We start from the raw sequence: 21,923 nt of genomic DNA, 5'->3' as shown, positions 1-21,923 counted from the left end.
TGCTATATACAGCATGGGTTGAAGTTGTAAATGAAAGGAAGGTTAAGAATGACAAACAAACGTATTTCTAATCGGATTACACGTAAGATTACAGGTGCTGTCTTGACATTAGCTTTGGTTGCATCTGCAGTTGGTGTTAATCCGGTGGTGCCAACAGTTACGGAGTCAGAGGCATATTCTGCCGACGAAGCGATTAGCGATCAGGCATTATTGGACAATTCATATGTTCCTGACAGCAATCTTTTGAATTTCTATAAGATTATAGCAAATATTCAGAAGAAGGGTGAAGCGAAATCTATCACCGGTATGAACGCTGGTCAGATTATTTCAGCATATGGAAGCAATAGTGACTATACTGGAAATGTTACAGTTGCCCATCTTACTGAGTTTGAGGGAGATTTGGATTTCACAGGATTGGCAATATCAGACATTTCAGGTGTCGGACTTGCAAGAAGTGCAAGTTCAATTGATATCAGCGGTGCTACAGGTGTTGGATCAATTACTAAGATTGCCAATGATGAATTTGCATTGTGTACAAATGCTGAGAAGATTGTTCTTCCGGGTAGTGTAACTGAGATTGGAAATAGAGCTTTTAATAAATGTTCAAAGCTTACTACACTCGGTATCGGAAGTGCAAGTAAGAATCTTATAGATCTTTCTAAGGTTAAGAAGATTGGAAATGAAGCATTTGCTTCTTGTTCATCAGTGGAAAATGTGGATTTGGGATCTTATGATGCCAATAATGAACTTGTAATAGGTGACCAGGCATTTACGTCATGTTCTTCATTGAAGGCTATAGAGATTCCTATCAAGACAACAAAGAACCTTGGTATTGGAGCATTCCAGTCATGTTCAAATCTTGAAGAAGTTGGTTTGTACAATGACCTTACATATATCAACAACAGTTTGTTCTACGGAGTTGGTGAAAAGACTTTGGCGGGAACAAAGTTCTATATAATCGGAGATAATACTAAGGATTACTCAGTTCTTCCTTCCAATATAACTTATATTGGAGAGTATGCTTTCCAGCATGCCGGAATCTATAAGATGGATTTGTCAGGCTGTACTAAGCTTACAAGTATCAAAGTATATGGTATGGCTGGAGCAGATTTTGTAGATACATTTTCTGATGGACAGGGCTTGATTCTTCCTGATTCATTGGAGACTTTGGAGGAGCTTGCATTTAATGCTGCATATGATCCGTATCTAAAATTGCCGGATAAGTGTGTAAATCTTGCTAGAGCTGCATTTATGGATTCACTTATTCCGAAAATTGATATTCCGGCTGGAGTTAAAGTGTTTAATAAAGACTTGTTTAGAGGATCATATATAACAGATGAGCTAAACATTCCTTCAAACTCACAGCTTACAGAGATCAAGGATTATGCTTTTGCAGAGTGTCATACTCTCGAGAGTACAAAATTCCTCAAGGATCTTAAGAATTTGACAACTATCGGTGATTATGCTTTTTCAGCTTGTTCATATGCAATCAAGAGTGTCAATGATGTATATGGTGAGCAGATGTATGTTTCAACAGGACTTAAGGATGTAGTACTTCCAAACAGTGTAATGACAATTGGAAAAGAGTGCTTCTCTGAGAACTATTGGCTCAATAGTGTTAATCTCGGTTCCGGAGTTACAGTTGTTCCTGAAAAAGCTTTTTATAACAAGAACCAGAAGGGTTCAAAACTTAGAACTGTTGTATTATCAAATAAGTTGACTGATATCGAGGCATATGCCTTTGGAAATCAGGAAAAACTCTCAACTATTGGTACAACAGATGGATCATCAGAGTCAGTCAAGGAAGGCGTTGCCAACTTCTCAGGAAACTTGACTAAAATCGGTGAGCATGCATTTGATGGTTGTGGATCATCACTTGGTATGAATGTATCAGGTGCATTCATCTGTGTAGAAGAGGATGGTATCAGCACAGAGCCGTATTCTGGAGCTATTGATGTTTTGGCATATGAGCTTGGAGAGAAAGATCCTAAGAAATTATACATTGATCCATCAAGCATGATCGAAATGACAGGTATTTCTTATGAGACTGTCCCTGAGAATTACAAAATGCTTTATGTTGAGGCTGTTCATTATAATTATGATGAGTCAATGATTAAGAGTAAAAAAGAAAATGGTGACATTTCAACTAAGATGTATGATTTGTATCCTGGCTTTGAAGACAAGGATGTGTTATATGGAAACCAGAGTGTTACTATGAGCTCTGCGCTTCTAGGTAATTCAGGATCTGAGTCTGCTTGGTTTGCACCTACAAAAGAAATGTTCCCTGAGAATAAAGCTACAATTAAGTCTTTCAAAAACATGGCAGTATTCGGTTTGAAGGATGTCAATCTTCCTAACTCAATGGTGGGAGATGTTTTGGGAGCATATGCATTTAATAAGTGTGTAAATCTTAATAATGTTGTATTATCAAAGAATATCACCAAGATCAATGCCAATACATTTGCTAATTGTGGTGATGAATATGTGAACTTTGAGAATAGCTCAAATAAGCTTTATGACTACTTTGGATTGAAGATATTTACTGTTCCAGAGGAACTTGATACAATTGGCGACAATGCATTCAACAGTTGTTATAACTTGAGAATGAAAGTTTCCGGAGGATCAAGTTTTGGTTCAAAGCTTAAGACTATTGGAAAATCAGCATTTACAAAGTGTTATTCACTGAGTGAGATTGCTTTCCCATCAACACTTGAGTCTATCGGAGAATCTGCATTTGAAAATGCCAGTGTTCTCGATGATAAAACATATAAGGTAATGAAAACTGATGGCTCAGAGTATTCATACAAGAGAACCTTTGAAAAATATGGTGTTATTGAGCCTAAGACAGGTCTTAACAGTGTAGATTTCAAGGCAGCATCTAAGTTGACTACTCTTGGAAAGAATGCATTTAAATCAACTAATATTACAGATGTTACATTTGCTAAATCACCAGTTGTGGATATTCCAACCGGTTTGTTCGAGCAGTGTACACAGCTTAGAAATGTGGCATTCCATGATAAGACAGAGTCTATTGCAGACAAGGTATTGAAAGATAACATCTACTTGAATTCAGTAACACTTCCTGCACAGACTACAATTAAGCAGAATTCAATCTGTGGATATTTTAATTCATCAGCTTCACTTACAACTAACAATGGAACTGGTGGAAATACTGTATCTATTCCAATTGGAGGAACTAAGGTGCTTCCAATCAACCTTTTGAACAAAGATACAGCAAACAGTAATGTGACAGTATCTGTTGTTGATGGCGGTCAGGAATTTGTTCTTCTCAAGAAGGAGAATGGACAGGTTAAGACTGATAATCAGAATACATTTGGCATCTCAGCAGAGTATGATGAGACAACTAATCCATTCCAGATTAAGTTGAATGGACTTAACTATACAACAAAAGATCTTACCGTTAAGGTAGAAGCCGGTGTTGCATTCCCTATTGCGGAATCTTCATCAAACTGGATTCAGTCAGTAGCACTTACATACAATGTAAGCGTAACTGATATTGGAACAGAAGAAGTTGATATTTCAGCAGCAGATGATACTTATGTTAAGAGAAGACCTGATATGTATTCTGAGACCAATACAAGCAAAGATTTGTATTTCTCAATTAAAGATACTAATGCTGTTAAGCTTACAGCAGCAATCTTGCCCAAGGAGACAACTTCTGATGTAGAGTGGTCAAGTGATAATACAAGAGTTGCGATTGTATCAGATGCAGAGTATACAAAGGGTTCAGGTGTTTCAACTGCAAATGTCAAGATTACTGGTATGGGAGATACAACAATAACATGTAAATCAGGACTTGTAACTGATACAGTCAAAGTACATGGAGTTGTTCCACTTGCTAGCAACGGTATTTCAGCTAAGTCTTCAGGCGAATTCCTTCCGGCAGAGCTTACCAAAGGAAAGGAATATAGCTTAGTTGTTGGAGATTCTGACAAAGTAACAACATCACTTGACTATGGTACTACAGATTACTCTGAGAGTGAGTTGAGTGTATATGGAGAGAAGATTAAGTATACATCATCTAATCCTGATGTTCTCTCAGTATCAGCAGATGGTACAGTTAAGGCTGTCAGCGAAGGTAAAGCACAGCTCATCATCGTTGGTCAGACAGGTGCTGTTAAGAATACATATACAATCAATGTAACTGGTCAGGCCAACTATACAGTAGCAGGTGTGAAGATCAACTCAACAGTTGAGAGACTTGGTGTAGGCGACTCAATTCAGCTTAGTGCTGTTGTATCACCAACTAAGGCTGTTCAGACAGTAAAATGGTCCGTGACAAGTGGATCATCATATGCTACAGTCGACGAAAGTACAGGAATTGTTAAAGCAATTGCTCCTGGTACAGTTAAGATTAAAGCTACAAGTACAGAGAATTCTAATGTTTATGATGTATATTCTATCAAGATTGATAACCCTGTTAAACTTCTCAAGTTTGAGCATGGTACACAGTTGTCAATCAATGTAAATAAGTCATATACATTTAGCGTTCAGGAAGATAGTACTAGAACTTCTTCAGATACAAGCAGAAGTTATGTATATATTACTCCAAAGCATACAGATAAGCTTGAGTGGACATCAAGTAACGAGAACATCGTTAAGATTTCAAGCTCAGGATCATCAAGTGCTTATATCAAGACGCTTAAGGAAGGCGAGGCTGTTCTCACAGTTAAGGCTTCAAGCGGAATGTCAGCAAGTATTGTTGTTAAGGTATATGCTGAAGGTGTTGACGTATCAAATATGGACAAGATTAATGATTTATCATCAGATGTAAATAATAATAACAATGTAACAGCTGACAACCCATCAAGTTCTAAATCATCTAAGGTTAAGGTTGGAAAAGTTAAGATTAAGAAGGCCAAGAATGTCAAGAAGAAAGCAATCAAGCTTAAGTGGAAGAAGGTATCCGGTGCCAAGGGTTACCAGATTTCATACTCCTTGAAGAAGAAGCCTGCCAAGGGCAAGAAGAAGACCACTAAGAAACTTAGCTTCAAGATCAAGAAACTCAAGAAGAAGAAGAAATACAACGTATGGGTTCGTGCATTCAAGATTTCCAACGGCAAGAAAGTCTATGGAGCTTGGAGTAAGAAGAAGAGAGTTAAGATTAAGAAGTAATTAACTTAGAGATATATACCGGAGAGAATTATATTTCTCTCCGGTATTTTGCAATGAAACGCATACCGCTGGTCTTACTCACGTCGTTCGTAAGACAATTAGGAGATAATATCGTGGAAGATACTAATGAAAAAGAAACTAAGATATTAAAAAACAGAATATTTTTATATATAACAGAGTTTTTTGCCGGAATGGCTGTTATGGCAGTAGAGCTTGGGGCTAGCCGACTTTTGGCTCCCTACTTTTCCTCGTCTCAGATAGTTTGGACCATAATTATTGGAACGATTATGATTGCTATGGCTGCGGGAAACCTCTATGGCGGGCGCAGCGCAGACAAGGATCCAAATCCTGATAAATTATATATGAGGATTGTCATTGCTGCCATATGGATAGCCGTGATACCGGTACTTGGTAAATATATAATTGTATTTATATCGGGGGCATTGGTGTTGACAATTAACACCGGATTTTTGGTTATAGCCGCTTTTATAGCCTGCATGGTTATATTTGTATTTCCGCTGTTCTTACTTGGAACAGTTACGCCTTCTCTTGTTAAGTATACTACCAGCAATTTGGAGGACAATGGAAAGGTAGTGGGAACTCTCGGAGCCGCCAATACCATTGGAAGCATTATCGGAACATTTTTACCGACCTTCGTGACAATCCCTGCTGTGGGTACAGCCGTTACATTTCTGGTATTTTCGGGAATTATACTTCTCATAGGAATTATTTATTTTGTCTGTGTGAGAAGAAATATGGTTCGTTTGGCTGTATTTTTGATTGTATTTGTTCTTTGTGCTATTTTGGGCAATAAGAGTAACTTTGCTTTTTGGGAGAAAAATCTCGTATATGAAGGGGAGTCAATCTACAATTACACTCAGGTCAAGGAAGATGAGAATTCTGTGAGTCTGTCGACCAATGTTATGTTTGGAGTTCAGTCCGTCGCGCTCAAGAAAGCCGGATTGACAGGCATGTACTATGATTATGCCATGGCAGCACCGGTAGCTGCAGGTGTAGATGAAAAAAAGTGTGATGTTTTGGTGCTTGGTATGGGTACCGGAACATTTGCCAAGCAGTGTAACTACTTTTTTGGCTCCGATAAGCTTAATATAAGGGGTGTGGAGATTGATGACAAGATTAGCGGCCTTGCGGAAAAGTACTTTGGTGCCAAGGGAAATGCTGAGGTTACGACTTATGACGGGAGGGCGTTTATTAAGGTTGATAAGGAGAAGTATGATGTCATTATGGTTGATGCATATCAGGATATCACAATTCCCTTTCAGATGTCATCCAGAGAGTTCTTTGAGGAGGTCTATGCTCACTTGAAGGAGGACGGCGTAATGGTTGTCAACCTCAACATGAGAGCGGAGGGTGCCAAAGACAGCATCAATGATTATATGTGCGACACGATAGCCAGCGTTTTCCCGGATGTTCAGACTGTGGATGTAAAGTACTCCACCAACAGAGAGTTGTTTGCGACGAAGAAGAAGGGGAGCTTTGAGGGGAGGTTTGGATCCGGTATATCTAAGATAAATGTTCCGCAGTTGAGGGAGTTTATGTCTATGATTGAATATGATATAACGCCCTACAAAAAAGGAGATAAGCTTCTCACTGATGATCAGGCGCCGGTTGAGTTACTTGGAATGAGAGAGATTGATCTGATTATCAAGAAGGAATTGGAATACTATAAAAAAGTATATGAGGAAAAGGGCTTGAACGGACTCTTAAATAGCATGTAAATAAGGGGACTTGACATAAAGGATAAGAATTGTTATAATTAAAATCGTGTAACAAATTTGTAACAATTCCGAGAGGAATCATAAAACTAAAAAAGGTGATATTTTGAAGAATATTAAAGATGTTTTTGTTAAGAAAAACATAAAGTGGTTTGCCATTGGTGCGATTGCAGTTGTCGTAGCTGCAATTCCTATAAGAGCGGCTATGGTCGCAAGAGAGACACCTATGGCGGGAACCGATGTCGTTGTAAATAAGTACTGCGAGAATGTTGCCAATGGCAGCATCACTCCATCAGCAGTTGTGGCAGTTCCGGAGACAGCAACAGTAGAGGTGGAGACAGCAGTTACAGAGATTGGCGAGGCAATCACAGAAGATGGACATGTTAAGCTCAATCTCAATTACTCTAGACTTGGTATTGCAAGTAAGGTTGATACATATCTCAACGTGAGAAGCAAGCCAAGCAAGAAAGGTCGTATAATCGGTAAGATGACTAAGAATTCCGGTTGTCACGTTTATAAGATCAAGGGTGGATGGGCTAAGATTATATCCGGTAAAGTAAAGGGATATGTTAAGTCCAAGTATTTGGTGACTGACAAGGCGGCTGAGAAGCTGGCACCGAAGGTTGGTAGAGATTGTGTAGAGGTTGGAGCAGACTCACTTAGAGTTAGGGCGCTTCCTTCTATGACAGCACCTATTTATACAATTATAGAGGCAGAAGAGGAGTTCCAGATTTGCAAGGAAAACCTCAATATGGCATTTATCGAGAAGATTATCAAGAAGCAGAAGATCTCTAAGAAAGCTGTTAAGAGATCAGGTGGAATGGAAGAGATAGAGAAGAATCTCGATGCTTGGATCTGTATCATGGTCGATGACGACTATGCATTTGTCTCCAAGGAATTTGTAACCGCTGAGTACTCGCTTAAGAGAGCTGTCAAAGTCAAGAAAGTTTCTGCTAGCAAGTCAAGTGGAGTTAGTAGTGGACAAGCTTCCATTGTAGAGTATGCCAAGAAGTTCCTCGGCAACAGATATGTATGGGGCGGATCAAGTCTTACAGGTGGTACAGATTGCTCTGGATTTACCATGAGTTTGTATGCTAGATATGGTCACTCACTTCCTCACAACGCTGCGGCACAAGCAGGTTGTACTAGAAGCGTATCAAGCCCTAAGCCGGGAGACTTGTTCTTCTATAGCAACGGAAGCAGAATCAATCACGTTGCCATGTATATAGGTGGCGGAATGGTTATTCATGCAAGTAATCCAACAGATGGAATCAAGATTTCAACAGCATATTACAGACATCCTGTCAAGATAGGACGAGTTATGAATTAATGTCTTACAAGCAAAGCTTGTAAGACCAGCAGTATGCGTTTCCAATTAGATTTATGCAGACATGCTTAAGGGCATGTCTGTTTAAATATTTTAGAGATTAGTGGAGAATCACAATGTCAGATAAGGTTATTATCATAGGCGGTGGAGCATCAGGCTTGTTATGTGCATATCTGATTGCTCAAAGCGGCATAGATACAACAATTATTGAAAAGAACAAGATGGTGGGAAGGAAGCTTCTATCCACGGGAAATGGAAGATGCAACTTTACCAATTCCAGCATGGATATTGGAAAATATGAAAGTTGTGATGGTGACACTACATTTGTAGAAAATGTTCTCAGAGAATATAATTACCAGAGAATTATTGACTTATTTTCTAAGCTAGGAATCCCATCTCGTGACAGAGAGGGATACTATTATCCATATAATAATCAGGCAATTACATTTAGAGATAGGTTACAGGAAATCTGCGAGAAAAAAGGTGTAAATATAATTACGGATGTAACGGCCAATAGAATTAGTTGTAAGAATGGTAAGTTTTTAGTCTATGGAGATAAGGAGTATGAATGTGATAAGCTCATACTGGCCACTGGTGGAAAAGCGGGGCCCGATGTAGGCGGAAGTGGTTTGGGTTATAAATTGGCTAGAAGTCTTGGACATAAGATTTCTAAGGTTTATCCAAGCCTAACAGGACTTGTCTCCAAAGAAAATTTCATAGAGGATGTTGCCGGCGTCAGGATGCAGGGGACAGCAAAACTTGAGATAGATGGAAAGATTCTCGGAGAAGAGTACGGCGAAATCCAGATGGTCAAGGATGGAATCTCAGGAATTCCTATATTCCAATTGTCCGGTAGGGCCGGAAAGGCTATTGATGAGGGGAAAAGTGTCAATATTCTGATAGACTTCTTGCCGGAAAAGAAAGAAGAACAACTTGCCAAGTGGCTTGAAAATGTTGACAATCCATTGACATGTCTCGTAAATAATAAGTGGCAGAGAGTGATGAACAAATTACACCGAGAGGGTCACAGTTATGAGGAGCTTTTGAAGCGATTTAGCGTGCCTGTTTGCGGAACATTTGGCTTTGAGAGATCCCAGGTCACACACGGCGGAGTGCTCATCTCGGAAGTGGATATGAGCAATATGGAGTCCAAAGTAGCTCCCGGACTTTATCTTCTCGGCGAGCTATTAGATGTGGATGGAAAATGTGGAGGATACAATCTTCACTTTGCATTTGCCACAGCTGCAATATGTGCCCAGAGTATCAGTGGAGGAAAAGTAAGTGATATCTTGTCAGATTAGAATTAGATATGATAAGGTTCGAGGGGATCTTATCTCTGTAATAAAAGACAAAATCGAAAAAAAGTATAGAGTTAGAATTAGAGATATTAAGATTCTCAAAAAGAGCATTGATGCAAGAAAGAAACCGGAAATATTCTATCAGATCAATGCTTCGTTTTCGTGCGACAATGAGCCTGAATTGCTGAAAAGGAAGCGGGAACTGAGCACATATAAAGAGAATAAGTTGGTAGATGAATTCATAAGAGATCACAAAGGAAAATATGAAAAAAATATTCTGATAATAGGTGCGGGACCGGCTGGAGTTATGTGCGCATATTTTCTCGCCAAGTGCGGCTATAAACCTATAATAGTTGAGAGAGGTTCTGACGTAGATAAGCGAGTAGAGGCGGTTAATAGGTTTTGGCAGGAGGGAAAACTGGATCCCGATACCAATGTTTCCTTTGGTGAGGGAGGCGCCGGAACATTTTCCGATGGAAAACTCAATACCAATATCAAGGACAAGACCGGCAAGAATCAGTGGGTTTTGCGGGTATTTGTGGAAAATGGTGCGCCAGAGGAGATTCTCTATCAAGCCAAGCCACATATCGGCACTGATAACCTGAGATTTGTCATGAAAAATATTCGAGAGAAGATAGAGGCCATGGGCGGCGAATATATGTTTAATACGAAGATGACGGGTTTTTGTGTTGAAGACAATAGGATTACCGGAGTTGAGGTTGTGTATGGTGATGGTTCGACAGACCGGATTCCGGCGGAATCAGTAGTTTTGGCTATTGGTCATAGCGCCAGAGATACATTTGAATACATATCCCAAACTCGCATTCCGATGGAGCGAAAACCCTTCGCCATGGGAGTTAGAGTCCAACACCTTCAAAGTCATATTGATAAGTCCCAGTACGGCGTCACCGACAGCGGTTTACCACCGGCAGATTACAAGTTGACAGGTAAAACTAGCGATGGCCGAGGCGTATATAGTTTTTGCATGTGTCCCGGCGGATATGTGGTCAATGCCTCAAGTGAAAATGGTCGGCTCGTGGTCAACGGAATGAGCGATTTTAAGAGAGATTCAGGCTTTGCCAACAGTGCAATCCTAGTGTCAGTGGAGCCTGAAGACTTTGGAGACGAGGAAAATGTTCTCGCCGGCATGGAACTTCAGAGAAGTATAGAAAAAAAAGCCTTCGAATTGGCAGATGGCAAAATCCCGGTTCAGAGATTTGGAGACTTCAAGGTGGAAGGTACCGGTGACAAAGTTTCTCCGATTGTGCCATGTGTCAAAGGAAAGTATTCTTATGCCGATGTGAGAAAAGCATTGCCTTCATTTATCGCAAATGGTATTATAGAAGGGATGGAACAATTTGGCCATAAGATAGATGGCTTTGACGATGATGATACGCTTGTGATTGGCACAGAGACAAGAAGCTCGTCCCCTGTTAGAATCATAAGAGATGAGAACCTTGTCAGCCCCGCCGCTAAGGGTCTATATCCCTGTGGTGAGGGAGCTGGATACGCAGGTGGAATAATGTCTGCGGCAATGGATGGAATAAGAGTGGCAATGCAAATTGTCCTGAGCATATAATCAATAGAATGGAGGAGCGATTAAATCGCGCAAATACAATGATTAGAGATACATTTAAGGATAAGAAAAGAATCGTATTTAAAGTGGGTTCATCCACTATCACACATGAGGAAACGGGTGCCCTCAACTTGATAAAATTGGAGAGATTTGTGAGAATCTTGACAGACCTTCACAACCAGGGAAAAGACATTATTGTCGTTTCATCCGGGGCTGTGGCCGTAGGCAGAAAAGCCCTTGGACTGGAGAAGAGACCCGAGACAACTGAACAAAAGCAGGCATGCGCTGCAGTAGGACAGAGTCGCCTCATGACAGTCTACCAAAAGCTCTTCCAAGAGTATAACCAGAAAACTGCACAGGTACTTATGACAAAGTATACTATTGTCGATGATCAGTGCAGACACAATGCCAGAAGAACATTTGAAGAACTTCTAAAGTATGGAACAATTCCAATCGTAAATGAAAATGATACAGTTGCCACAGATGAGATCGAGTTCGGAGACAATGACACCCTCTCAGCTATAGTTGCAGCTGTCTCTGGAGCAGATTTACTGGTCCTACTAAGCGATATCGACGGCCTATATACAGATGATCCAAATCAAAATCCAGACGCAAAGTTTGTGCCTTATGTGGAGAGTATAAGCGATGAATTCGTCGAAATGGCAAAAGGACCATCCTCAGACGTGGGTACAGGCGGGATGAGCTCCAAGATCTTCGCCGGCGGTATCGCCAACGACGGCGGAACCGACATGGCCATCATCAACGGCGATGATGTAAATAATATCCTAAGTCTCCTAGAAGGCGAAGAAATCGGAACTGTTTTCAAGGCCCACAAGACCAAACATTTCCACCTAAAAAATTATTTAGAAAAGAGAGAGAATAAAAATGACTGATGAAAAGATTAAGAGAATCAATGAATTGTACAAAAAGAAAAAAGAAGGAACAATTACCGAAGTGGAGCTAGCTGAACAACAAAAGCTTCGCCAGGAGTACGTCGCATCAATCAGGAGAAACCTCCGTGCCTCCCTAGACAACGTATCAATCCAGGAAAAGGATGGCACAATCAGACCACTTAAACCTAGGAGCCAAAGGCAATATGAATAAATCTGATATTAGAAAAAATGCTCTGGCAGCAAGAGACAAACTCTCCGTTGATGATCGCTGCAACAAATCATCAACAATATTGAATAAAGTTCTCAATTCAAAACAATATCTGAACTCAGATATTGTTTTGTCATATTGTTCTTTTCGTTCTGAAGTAAATACAGCTGCTCTAAATGAATCTATACTCCGAGATGGAAAAAGACTCTTTCTTCCCAAAACATACTCCGAAGAGAAGGTTATGCGATTTTATGAAGTGACAGATTTATCCTCTCTGAACCCAGGCTATATGGGAATAATGGAACCAACGGGTGGAGTTGACTTTGAATCACTTGATCTTGAAGATTTGTTTGGTTCAAATCTCCTCAAAAGGGTTTTGATGCTTCTCCCGGGCGTTGCCTTTGATAACCAGGGAAACCGCATCGGCTATGGTGGCGGATACTACGACCGCTTCCTCGAACAATACGGCTCATATATGATGAAATACATGCTGGCATTTGAGGAGCAAAGAGTTGAAATAATCCCCGGGGAAGAGTTTGATATAGAGGTAGATGGGGTTGTAATTGGGTGAGGAAGACATGTAAGGAAACGCATATTGCTGGTCTTACTCCCTACGGTCGTAAGACATGGCTTGCATTAATTTCGCCAATGTGGTACAATTAAGAGTAAATTTTTTGAAGGAGGAATTCTCATGGATTTGAATTTGATAGGTGCAAATGCCAAGACAGCAGCATCATTGATGAATAAGCTTGGTGTTTTGGATAAGAATAAAGGACTTGAGGCGGTTGCCAAGGCTATCGCGGATAATAAGAATAAGATTATTGAAGCCAATAACAAGGATATTGAAGTTGCCAGACAGAATGGGATGGCAGAGTCATTGGTGGATAGACTTACGCTCACTGATGAGAGAATTAGTGGAATTATTGAGGGGGTTAATCAGGTTATCTCGCTGGAGGATCCAATCGGAGAGATAATTTCTATGAAGACTAGTCCAAATGGCCTTCAAATCGGACAGAGAAGAGTTCCAATTGGAGTTATTGGTATTATTTATGAGTCTAGACCAAATGTTACAGTAGATGCATTTGCGCTTTGCTTTAAGACTGGAAATGCTTGTATTCTCAAGGGAGGCAGTGATGCCATCAATTCCAATATGGCTATAGTTGCAACCATTAGAGAGGCGCTTAAGTCAGCAGGTTTACCTGAGGATGCTTGTCAGTTGATTGAGGATACATCTAGAGAGACTGCAACAAAGCTTATGCAGTTGAATGAGTATATTGATGTGCTCATACCTAGAGGAGGAGCTGGGCTTATAAAGGCGGTTGTAAATAATAGTACAGTACCTGTTATAGAGACGGGTACGGGCAACTGTCATGTGTATGTAGATGAGTTTGCCGATGTTGATATGGCTGTGCCTATTATTGTAAATAGCAAGACTCAGAGACTTGGTGTATGCAATGCTTGCGAGTCACTTGTCATACACAGTAAGATTGCCGAGAAGGCTATTCCGGCAATATGTAAGGCTCTTTATGCGAAGGGAACAGAGATTCGCGGAGATGAGAGAGCGAGAAAATACGATGACAAGATGCTAGAAGCTACCGAAGAAGATTTTGGGACAGAGTATCTTGATAATATTATTTCAGTTAAGGTTGTTGATAGTATTGATGAGGCGATTGCTCATATCAACAAGTATAATACAGGACATTCGGAGGCAATTGTGACTGCAGATTATGCCAATTCGCAGAAGTTCTTGAATGATATTGATGCGGCGGCTGTTTATGTAAATGCCTCTACGAGATTTACAGATGGTTTTGAGTTTGGATTTGGTGCAGAGATTGGAATCAGCACTCAGAAGCTTCACGCCAGAGGACCAATGGGGCTTTTGGCATTGACCAGTACAAAGTTTATTATTCTTGGAAATGGTCAGATAAGAGAATAGATAAATACGAAAGGAATGAATATAGATTATGAAACCATATGGATTAAATGAATTGAGAAAGATGTATCTTGAGTTTTTTGAGAGCAAGGATCACTTGGCGATGAAGAGTTTTTCTCTTATTCCTCAAAATGACAAAAGTTTACTTCTTATCAATGCAGGAATGGCTCCATTGAAGCCTTACTTTACAGGAGAGGAGATTCCACCTAAGAAGAGAGTTACAACATGTCAGAAGTGTATCAGAACTGGTGATATCGAAAATGTCGGCAAGACTGCTAGACACGGAACATTTTTCGAGATGCTTGGAAACTTTTCCTTTGGTGACTACTTCAAGAAAGAGGCTATCGCTTGGTCATGGGAGTTTTTGACCAAGGTTTTGGAGATTCCGGAAGATTTGCTATATCCTTCGGTTTATCAAGATGATGACGAGGCTTTTGATATTTGGAACAAAGAGATTGGCGTTGACAAAGATCGCATATATAGATTTGGCAAGGAAGACAATTTCTGGGAGCACGGTGCAGGACCATGTGGACCTTGTTCAGAGATTTACTTTGACCGCGGGGAGAAGTATGGTTGTGGAAAGCCGGATTGCAAAGTTGGTTGTGAATGCGATAGATATATAGAGATTTGGAACAACGTATTTACTCAGTTCGAAAATGATGGTAATGGAAATTACAAAGAACTTGAGAACAAGAATATTGACACGGGAATGGGTCTTGAGAGACTTGCGACAGTTATGCAGGGAGTTGACTCGATTTTCGATGTTGATACCATCAAAGCCATAAGAGATGAAGTTTGCAAATATGCCAATGTAGAGTACGGCAAGGACGATGCAAAGGATGTTTCTATCCGCGTAATTACCGATCATATCCGTTCTGTTACATTTATGGTATCTGATGGCATCATGCCTTCTAACGAAGGTCGTGGATACGTCTTGAGACGTCTTCTCAGAAGAGCTGCCAGACACGGAAAGCTTTTGGGAATCAAGGAGCAGTTCCTCGCCAAAATCAGTGAGGTTGTTATCAGAGAGTCCAAGGGCGGTTATCCTGAGTTAGTGGAAAAGAAAGAATACATCCTCAAGCTCATCACTACTGAGGAAGAGAATTTCAATAGGACAATTGATCAGGGACTCAGCATCTTGTCTGACATGATGGATGAGATGAAGAAGTCAGGTGAAAATGTTCTGTCAGGCGCCAACACTTTTAAGCTCTATGACACATATGGATTCCCTGTTGATCTTACAACAGAGATTCTCGAAGAGCAGGGATTTAGTGCTGATGAAGAAGGCTTCAAGAAAGCCATGGAGATTCAGAGACAGACTGCAAGAGATGCCAGAGAAGAGACCAATTACATGGGCAAGGATGCAACTGTATATGATGAGATAGATCCTGAGATTGGTTCTACATTTGTAGGATATGATAGATTAGAGCATGATAGTGAGATACTTGTGATGACAAGAGATGAGGTTGATGATTCTAAGAGACTTCCTTCAAGTATCGAAGATAAGATAAATGCAGGCGAGTACGGCACAATTATCGTGGCTGAGACTCCATTTTATGCTACTATGGGTGGTCAGATGGCTGATACCGGCGTTATTACATGTGGAGATGCTTCATTCGAGGTTGAGGATACAATCAAGCTTCAGGGAACGAAGATTGCACATGTAGGTAAGGTTGTCAGCGGAACATTTTCAAAGGGCGATAAGGTTAGATTGAGCGTTGATAAATCAAGACGTGATCTCACAGCGAACAATCACAGTGCAACTCACTTGATGCAGAAAGCGCTTAGAATTGTTCTCGGAAACCATGTTGAGCAGGCAGGTTCCCTTGTGGATAAGGACAAGCTTAGATTTGACTTCACGCATTTCTCACCTATGACAGATGAGGAAATTGCTGAGGTGGAGAGAATTGTCAATGAGCAGATAAATTGTGGCCTCGACGTGGAGACCAATGAGATGACATTGGACGAAGCCAAGAAGACAGGTGCCATGGCATTGTTTGGCGAGAAGTACGGCGAGAAGGTTAGAGTTGTCCAGATGGGTGAGTTTAGTTCAGAGCTCTGTGGTGGTACACATGTTGCTAATACAAGTTTGATCGGAGCATTTAAGATTATCTCCGAGGGCGGTGTTGCAGCGGGAGTTCGAAGAATCGAGGCTCTTACAGGTGCCGGACTTATCAAGTATTATGATGATATGGACAAGCAGTTTAGAACTGTTGCGGGAATGCTCAAGGTTTCACCGGCAGATGTTGCCAAGAGAGTTGCAGCACTTCAGGATGAATTAAAGGCGCTCACAAAGGAAAATGACAAGCTGAAGAATAAGATTGCCAAGGCTGCGGCTGGCGATATGACCAGTGATGCCACAGAAATCAATGGAATTAAGGTTCTCATCAAAGAGTTGAGCGACGTTGATATGAACGGAATGAGAGATCTCGGTGATGAGGCTAAGAATAAACTTGGAGATGCATTTGTTGTATATGCTGTGAACAATGGCGGTAAGGTAAATCTTATGGCTACAGCAACTGATAGTGCTATGGCAAAGGGAGCTCACGCAGGAAATCTTATCAAGGAAATTGCCTCTATCGTAGGAGGAGGCGGCGGAGGTCGTCCAAACATGGCTCAGGCCGGAGGTAAGAATCCTGATAAAATCGGAGAAGCTCTTGAAAAGGCACTTGAAGTAGTCAAGACACAGTTATCATAATCAATTATTGGATTTTTTTGCAAAAAAATTATTCAATTTTCTCTAAAAAGGTTGACGAATGGGAAAATTGTGATATAATTATTGTTAGTGCGAAAAATACCCAAACAGTTGAGTTATGCACAAACTTTACAACTGGAGGGAGGTTAGGTGTGATACTATGTCAAATGTTATCGTAAAAGAAAACGAATCATTGGATAGTGCTTTGCGTCGTTTCAAGAGAAACTGTGCTAAAGCTGGTATTCAGCAAGAGATTCGAAAGAGAGAGCATTATGAAAAGCCAAGTGTTAGACGCAAGAAGAAGTCTGAGGCTGCTCGTAAAAGAAAATACAAATAACCCATTGTGGTTTAAAGCTATAGTACAGATGCCCATACAGTGTATGGGTGTCTGTACTGTTTTTCATTATAAGGAAGGATGGCATCGGGTTTAGTGGAACAGATAGTAGTGGATATTCCATCAGAACATTTGAGTAATATCTTTGGTGGATTGGATAGTCATATAAAGAAGATAGAGAAGAATCTTGATGTTCGCGTGATATCAAGAGATGGTGTGGTCAAGGTCGAAGGTGAGAGTGGCAAATTAGAACTTGCCAAGAGAGTCTTCGATGAGATGCTGACATTGAGTTTGTCAGGAGAGACTATCACAGATCAAAATGTCAATTACATTCTCTCGATTTCCAAGGAACGCTCCGACGTTTCCCTTGCGCAAATAGAGAAAGATATCATAGCTTATACAGTCCAGGGCAAGCCGGTCAAACCCAAGACTTTGGGACAGAAGAAGTATGTTGATAACATACGCGATAAGATGATGGTGTTCGGAGTTGGTCCCGCTGGTACAGGTAAGACGTATCTGGCTATGGCCATGGCTATACAAGCATTTAAGCAAAATGAAGTTGAAAAGATTATACTGACCAGACCTGCTATAGAAGCGGGGGAGAACCTAGGATTCCTTCCGGGTGATTTGCAAAGCAAGATCGACCCTTATCTAAGGCCTCTGTATGATGCCCTGTATCAGATTATGGGGGCAGAGAGTTTTATCAAGAATTCGGAAAAAGGACTTATCGAGGTGGCACCTCTGGCATACATGAGAGGTCGAACACTGGATAATGCATATATAATTCTAGACGAGGCGCAGAATACGACTCCGTCTCAGATGAAAATGTTCCTAACCCGTATCGGCTTTGGCTCCAAGGTTGTCATAACCGGAGACCTCTCCCAGAAAGACTTGAAGTATAACGAGTTATCGGGACTTGAGCAGGCATTGACAGTCCTCAAATCAGTTGAGGAGATAGGAGTGTCATATCTGTCCAATAAGGACGTTGTGCGACATCCTTTGGTACAGAAGATTGTCCATGCTTACGAGAAGTTCGAAGCGAAGGAGCAGTACAAGGAAAAGTACAAGAAGCAACATAAGAAGAATGAAGGAAGATAGTCTTGAATATTGAGTATATCAATGATACAGATTTAGAATTTGATTTTGACATCGAAGAAAAGCTGGAACAGGTTATTGCCTGCGTCAGTAAATATGTCGGATGTACATATGATTTGCTTGTGAGCGTCACCCTTGTGGACAAGGAGACGATTAGGCAGATAAATAGTGAGCATAGGGATATAGATAGAGTGACGGATGTCCTCAGCTTCCCTATGATGGAGTACGATGAACCCGGAGATTTTGAGGGTGAGAGCTTTCAGATGTCAAAAAGCATTATACCGGAGACGGAGACGCTGGTGCTCGGTGATATTGTCTTATGCGGCCAGGTGGTCAAAGAACAGGCTGCAGAGTACGGACACTCGGAGCTCAGAGAATTTTGTTTTTTGGTAGTACACAGTATGCTCCATCTATTCGGTTATGATCATATCGAAGATGACGAGAGAAGAGTTATGGAAGAGGAACAGAGAAAGATTATGGACATCCTCGGAATAACACGAGATTGTTAGAAAGTGGTGAATTATGGATAAGAAGAAAATGACAGCTTTGATTTCACTCGGAGCTGTGACAATTATTGCTATTGTTGTTGGCGTCATTGCGGTTCTCTCAAGTATGAAAAATATTGAGACACCAAAGCCGGTCCAAGTTTCTACGGCCACACCTGAGCCTGTGCCTACACCTGAGCCAACAGAGGCTCCTGTTGATCACGGAGATAAGGTGAAGAGCCGTCTCACGGGAGAGTATATTTCTAAGAAAGTTGCGGCTGAGAGACCATTTTCCATTATGATAAATAATATAGAATATGCCAATCTTCGCCAGCGAGGAACTTCCAAGTTAGATATCGTATACGAGGCCCTTGCAGAGGGTGGTATTACGCGTATGCTTGGGGTTTTCCAGGGCGTGAAGAAGATTAAGACCCTTGGATCCGTGCGAAGTGCCAGACACTATTATGTCAGCTTCTCAGACGAGTGGGATTCCATATTCTGCCACTTCGGCCAAACTAAATATGCCATATCAAAGATGAAAGAGCTTAAGACCAACAATCTGAGCGGCCTTTCGGCCATTGGTGGCGTTGTCTATAGACGAGATAATTCTGTCAAGCCGCCACATAATGTTTATACGGATGGCAAGAAGATTCTCAAGGGAGCTAAAAAACTCAAGTATAGAACTAAGATCAAAGAGAGCAAGATGGCAGAACATTTTGATTTCTATGAGGAAGATACTGATCTCGAAAGTGGAGATAATTGTAAATATGTCTATCTGCCATTTTCATACTACTCAATATGCTACTTGAAGTACGATTCTAAGGCAAAGGTGTATAAGAAATTTGAGTACAAGAAAAAGCATATGGATCATAAATACAACAAGCAGCTTCAATTCAAGAATGTAATTATACAGCTTGTCAAGGAGAAAAATATTGACAAGAACGGATATCAGCATTTGAGCCTTCATAGAGCCCACGGAAAGGGCTACTATATCTCCAATGGAAAATGTACCAAGATTACATGGAGAAAGAGCGAAGAGGATGGTGAAATGTGCTACTATAACGAGGATGGCGATAAGCTCACCATCAACCCGGGAAAGACTTATATTGCAGCATATCCAAAGAATAGAGCAAAGCTTATTAAGCTCAAGAAGAAGAAATAGGTGGAAAACATGACGGAAGGACACTTCTAAATGGATAATAACAAGAAAACATCTAGCGATTTCCTGAAGCAAGGTAGTATCTTGGCTGCCGCTTCGTTAATTGTTAGATTTATCGGAATGATTTATAGAATCCCCATGTCAAATATTCTTGGGGAGGAGGGCAATGGTATCTACGCCGTTGCTTTCGATATCTATGATATTGTATTGATTGTATCTTCGTATAGTTTGCCTTTGGCGCTGTCAAAGATCATATCAATGCAGAATATAAAAAGAGAATATAAAAATATAGGCAAGACATTTAAGCTGGCTATGATATTTGGCGTGGTATCAGGTGGCTTATTTGGACTATTGTTATTCATATTATCTGGTTGGATAGAGGAGAATATTTATCCTGACTATGCAGGTGTTAGAATACCACTTAGAATTCTCGCGCCGACTATATTTATAGTTGCAGTTTTGGGTGTATTTCGAGGTTTCTTCCAGGGTAAGAAAACCATGATTCCAACTGCAGTTTCCCAGGTTTTAGAGCAAATCGTAAATGCTGTCGTAAGTATCTGGGCTGCATATAGCTTCATCAAGTGGAATGCAGATTCCTTTGAGAAGAGCGCATGGGGCGCCGCAGGAGGTACCTTGGGAACATGTATGGGCGCTTTATTTGCCCTGTTTTTGGTGGCCTTTGTTTATATTGTTTATCACCCTGTTCAGAAGAAACTTGAGAGTAAGGATAGAAGAAGAAGGTTGTATTCTGCCAAACATATTTATGGCATTCTATTCCTCACAATACTCCCTGTAATACTCAGCCAGACCGTATACCAGATCAGCGGCTTGATTGACTATTATATATTCGGAAATGTTCTGGGAAATAAGGGATATACAACCGTAGCCATCAAGTCTTTGACAGGTATTTATAGCTCGAAATATAGACTGCTCACGAGTGTGCCGATAGCAATATCCACCTCGGTGGCTTCATCTATGATACCAAGTGCAGTAGCCGCCTATACACAGCATGATTTCAAAACTCTAGGTGACAATATCAAGTCAGGTATCAAATTCAATATGCTCATAGCATTTCCATGTGCCATTGGCTACACTGTATTGGGACAGGCAATTGTAAGATTGTTGTTCCCTTCATCAGATTATGTGCTCGGTGGACATCTTATGCTAGCTGGCTCAACTGCAGTTATTTTTTATGCTATTTCAAATGTGACAGGCGGCGCATTACAGAGTATAGACCGCATGGCCCTTCCTGTAATTCACTCGGCTATTTCCCTTGTATTACACGTTGGCGTAGTGTTTGTCTGCCTTTCATATACTGATATCGGTGTATACTCATTGATAATCGGTAATATCACATTCCCGATTGTCGTAAGTATCTTCAACCTGATTGCGATCAAGAGAAATGTCAGACATATTAATTTAGAACTTATCAAGACGCTATCAAAGCCATTTATGGCATCTGTCATCATGGCAGTTATTGTATGGCCTTGTTATACACTCCTTGATATGTTGTTAGAGAAAGCCGTCAGTGGTTATATTGCCAATGCCATATCTCTCATGTTTGCGCTTTTGATTGCCGTTGTGACGTATTTTGTGGCATTCTTCTTGCTCAAAGGAATGACCAAGGAAGAAGTATACAATTTACCATGTGGAGTCAGAATATATAAGATTGCCAAGAGATTTAAGTTGATAGAGTAGTAGGGGTGGAAATAGAAATTTGTGATTTGTAGTTGTGGGAAGTTCTTATGGAAGTATAAATACGGATGAAACCTAGGAAAAGAGGGTCTCATCCGTATTTTCCGTATTAGCAGGAAGAAAAGGAGCCATTCCAGAAGCTCCAATTTTGATTAATTACAAATCCAGCCGTACTCGATCTCAACAAATCGGTGACAAAGCATAGATATCATTCCATTGACGGGCTTCTCTGGAATTTTGACTTGATTGATAAGAGTGAGGGGCATGCCTATTTGAAAAAGAAGGATTTGGCATGCCCCGAGAGGGGAAAAGACTAGATTGATAAGGAGTGAGGGGCATGCCTATTTGAAAAA

General features: G+C 40.7%; 15 protein-coding genes. All 15 read left to right on the top strand.

All coding sequences use genetic code 11. The features are described from left to right. Window positions 1-48: 48 nt before the first annotated feature. The 15 genes from L877_RS0109610 (at window position 49) to L877_RS0109540 (ending at window position 21,573) form a co-directional block, all read left to right on the top strand. Complete coding sequence (locus L877_RS0109610; RefSeq protein ID WP_026835887.1) at window positions 49-5,136, top strand: leucine-rich repeat protein; 5,088 nt, start codon at window positions 49-51, stop codon at window positions 5,134-5,136. Window positions 5,137-5,249: 113 nt separating this feature from the next. Further along, on the top strand, window positions 5,250-6,875 hold the full coding sequence (locus L877_RS0109605) for a fused MFS/spermidine synthase (RefSeq protein WP_034785592.1): 1,626 nt from the start codon (window positions 5,250-5,252) through the stop codon (window positions 6,873-6,875). Window positions 6,876-6,978: 103 nt separating this feature from the next. Then, window positions 6,979-8,202, top strand: a complete 1,224-nt coding sequence (locus tag L877_RS12920) for a C40 family peptidase (protein ID WP_051437800.1) — start codon at window positions 6,979-6,981, stop codon at window positions 8,200-8,202. A gap of 113 nt (window positions 8,203-8,315) precedes the next feature. Continuing rightward, window positions 8,316-9,500, top strand: a complete 1,185-nt coding sequence (locus L877_RS0109595) for a BaiN/RdsA family NAD(P)/FAD-dependent oxidoreductase (protein WP_026835885.1) — start codon at window positions 8,316-8,318, stop codon at window positions 9,498-9,500. Then, entirely contained in the window at window positions 9,481-11,076 is a 1,596-nt protein-coding gene (locus tag L877_RS0109590) for an NAD(P)/FAD-dependent oxidoreductase (protein ID WP_034785590.1), read from the top strand. The genes L877_RS0109595 and L877_RS0109590 overlap by 20 nt, the downstream gene beginning before the upstream one ends. A gap of 38 nt (window positions 11,077-11,114) precedes the next feature. Continuing rightward, window positions 11,115-11,966 (top strand): glutamate 5-kinase, encoded by an 852-nt coding sequence (proB, locus tag L877_RS0109585; RefSeq protein ID WP_034785588.1) that lies wholly within the window; start codon window positions 11,115-11,117, stop codon window positions 11,964-11,966. Further along, window positions 11,959-12,177 (top strand): DUF896 domain-containing protein, encoded by a 219-nt coding sequence (locus tag L877_RS0109580; RefSeq protein WP_034785586.1) that lies wholly within the window; start codon window positions 11,959-11,961, stop codon window positions 12,175-12,177. The genes proB and L877_RS0109580 overlap by 8 nt, the downstream gene beginning before the upstream one ends. After that, on the top strand, window positions 12,170-12,745 hold the full coding sequence (locus L877_RS0109575) for a 5-formyltetrahydrofolate cyclo-ligase (RefSeq protein WP_026835881.1): 576 nt from the start codon (window positions 12,170-12,172) through the stop codon (window positions 12,743-12,745). The genes L877_RS0109580 and L877_RS0109575 overlap by 8 nt, the downstream gene beginning before the upstream one ends. A gap of 120 nt (window positions 12,746-12,865) precedes the next feature. Further along, the gene (locus L877_RS0109570; RefSeq protein ID WP_026835880.1) at window positions 12,866-14,110 is read left to right on the top strand and encodes a glutamate-5-semialdehyde dehydrogenase; all 1,245 of its coding nucleotides are present in this window, start codon (window positions 12,866-12,868) and stop codon (window positions 14,108-14,110) included. 28 nt (window positions 14,111-14,138) lie between these two features. Beyond that, complete coding sequence (alaS, locus tag L877_RS0109565) at window positions 14,139-16,805, top strand: alanine--tRNA ligase (protein ID WP_026835879.1); 2,667 nt, start codon at window positions 14,139-14,141, stop codon at window positions 16,803-16,805. 157 nt (window positions 16,806-16,962) lie between these two features. Further along, window positions 16,963-17,139: a 30S ribosomal protein S21 gene (rpsU, locus tag L877_RS0109560; protein WP_026835878.1), complete on the top strand. Its 177-nt coding sequence runs from the start codon at window positions 16,963-16,965 to the stop codon at window positions 17,137-17,139. A 78-nt stretch (window positions 17,140-17,217) separates the two neighbouring features. Further along, a complete protein-coding gene (locus tag L877_RS0109555; RefSeq protein ID WP_026835877.1) occupies window positions 17,218-18,234 on the top strand; it encodes a PhoH family protein in 1,017 nt (338 codons plus the stop codon). 2 nt (window positions 18,235-18,236) lie between these two features. Beyond that, window positions 18,237-18,740, top strand: coding sequence for an rRNA maturation RNase YbeY (gene ybeY, locus L877_RS0109550; protein WP_156923023.1), 504 nt, complete (start codon window positions 18,237-18,239; stop codon window positions 18,738-18,740). A 13-nt stretch (window positions 18,741-18,753) separates the two neighbouring features. Continuing rightward, window positions 18,754-19,878 carry a DUF3048 domain-containing protein gene (locus tag L877_RS0109545; RefSeq protein WP_026835875.1) on the top strand — a complete coding sequence of 375 codons (1,125 nt, stop codon included), beginning with the start codon at window positions 18,754-18,756 and terminating at the stop codon, window positions 19,876-19,878. A 30-nt stretch (window positions 19,879-19,908) separates the two neighbouring features. Continuing rightward, on the top strand, window positions 19,909-21,573 hold the full coding sequence (locus tag L877_RS0109540) for a putative polysaccharide biosynthesis protein (RefSeq protein ID WP_026835874.1): 1,665 nt from the start codon (window positions 19,909-19,911) through the stop codon (window positions 21,571-21,573). Window positions 21,574-21,923: the final 350 nt, after the last annotated feature.

It is taken from the genome of Eubacterium xylanophilum ATCC 35991 (assembly GCF_000518685.1).
In the GTDB taxonomy this organism is placed as follows: Bacteria; Bacillota; Clostridia; order Lachnospirales; family Lachnospiraceae; genus Eubacterium_F; species Eubacterium_F xylanophilum.
Note: the sequence above shows the minus strand (reverse complement) of the source record. Positions and strands in the feature narration are given on the sequence as shown.

Coding starts and splice junctions, on each gene's coding strand:
- L877_RS0109595 (WP_026835885.1), top strand. CDS start 8,316: ATGTCAGATAAGGTTATTATCATAGGCGGTGGAGCATCAGGCTTGTTA.
- L877_RS0109570 (WP_026835880.1), top strand. CDS start 12,866: ATGGATTTGAATTTGATAGGTGCAAATGCCAAGACAGCAGCATCATTG.
- alaS (WP_026835879.1), top strand. CDS start 14,139: ATGAAACCATATGGATTAAATGAATTGAGAAAGATGTATCTTGAGTTT.
- L877_RS0109575 (WP_026835881.1), top strand. CDS start 12,170: ATGAATAAATCTGATATTAGAAAAAATGCTCTGGCAGCAAGAGACAAA.
- L877_RS0109540 (WP_026835874.1), top strand. CDS start 19,909: ATGGATAATAACAAGAAAACATCTAGCGATTTCCTGAAGCAAGGTAGT.
- L877_RS0109545 (WP_026835875.1), top strand. CDS start 18,754: ATGGATAAGAAGAAAATGACAGCTTTGATTTCACTCGGAGCTGTGACA.
- proB (WP_034785588.1), top strand. CDS start 11,115: ATGATTAGAGATACATTTAAGGATAAGAAAAGAATCGTATTTAAAGTG.
- L877_RS0109580 (WP_034785586.1), top strand. CDS start 11,959: ATGACTGATGAAAAGATTAAGAGAATCAATGAATTGTACAAAAAGAAA.
- L877_RS0109610 (WP_026835887.1), top strand. CDS start 49: ATGACAAACAAACGTATTTCTAATCGGATTACACGTAAGATTACAGGT.
- rpsU (WP_026835878.1), top strand. CDS start 16,963: ATGTCAAATGTTATCGTAAAAGAAAACGAATCATTGGATAGTGCTTTG.
- L877_RS0109555 (WP_026835877.1), top strand. CDS start 17,218: ATGGCATCGGGTTTAGTGGAACAGATAGTAGTGGATATTCCATCAGAA.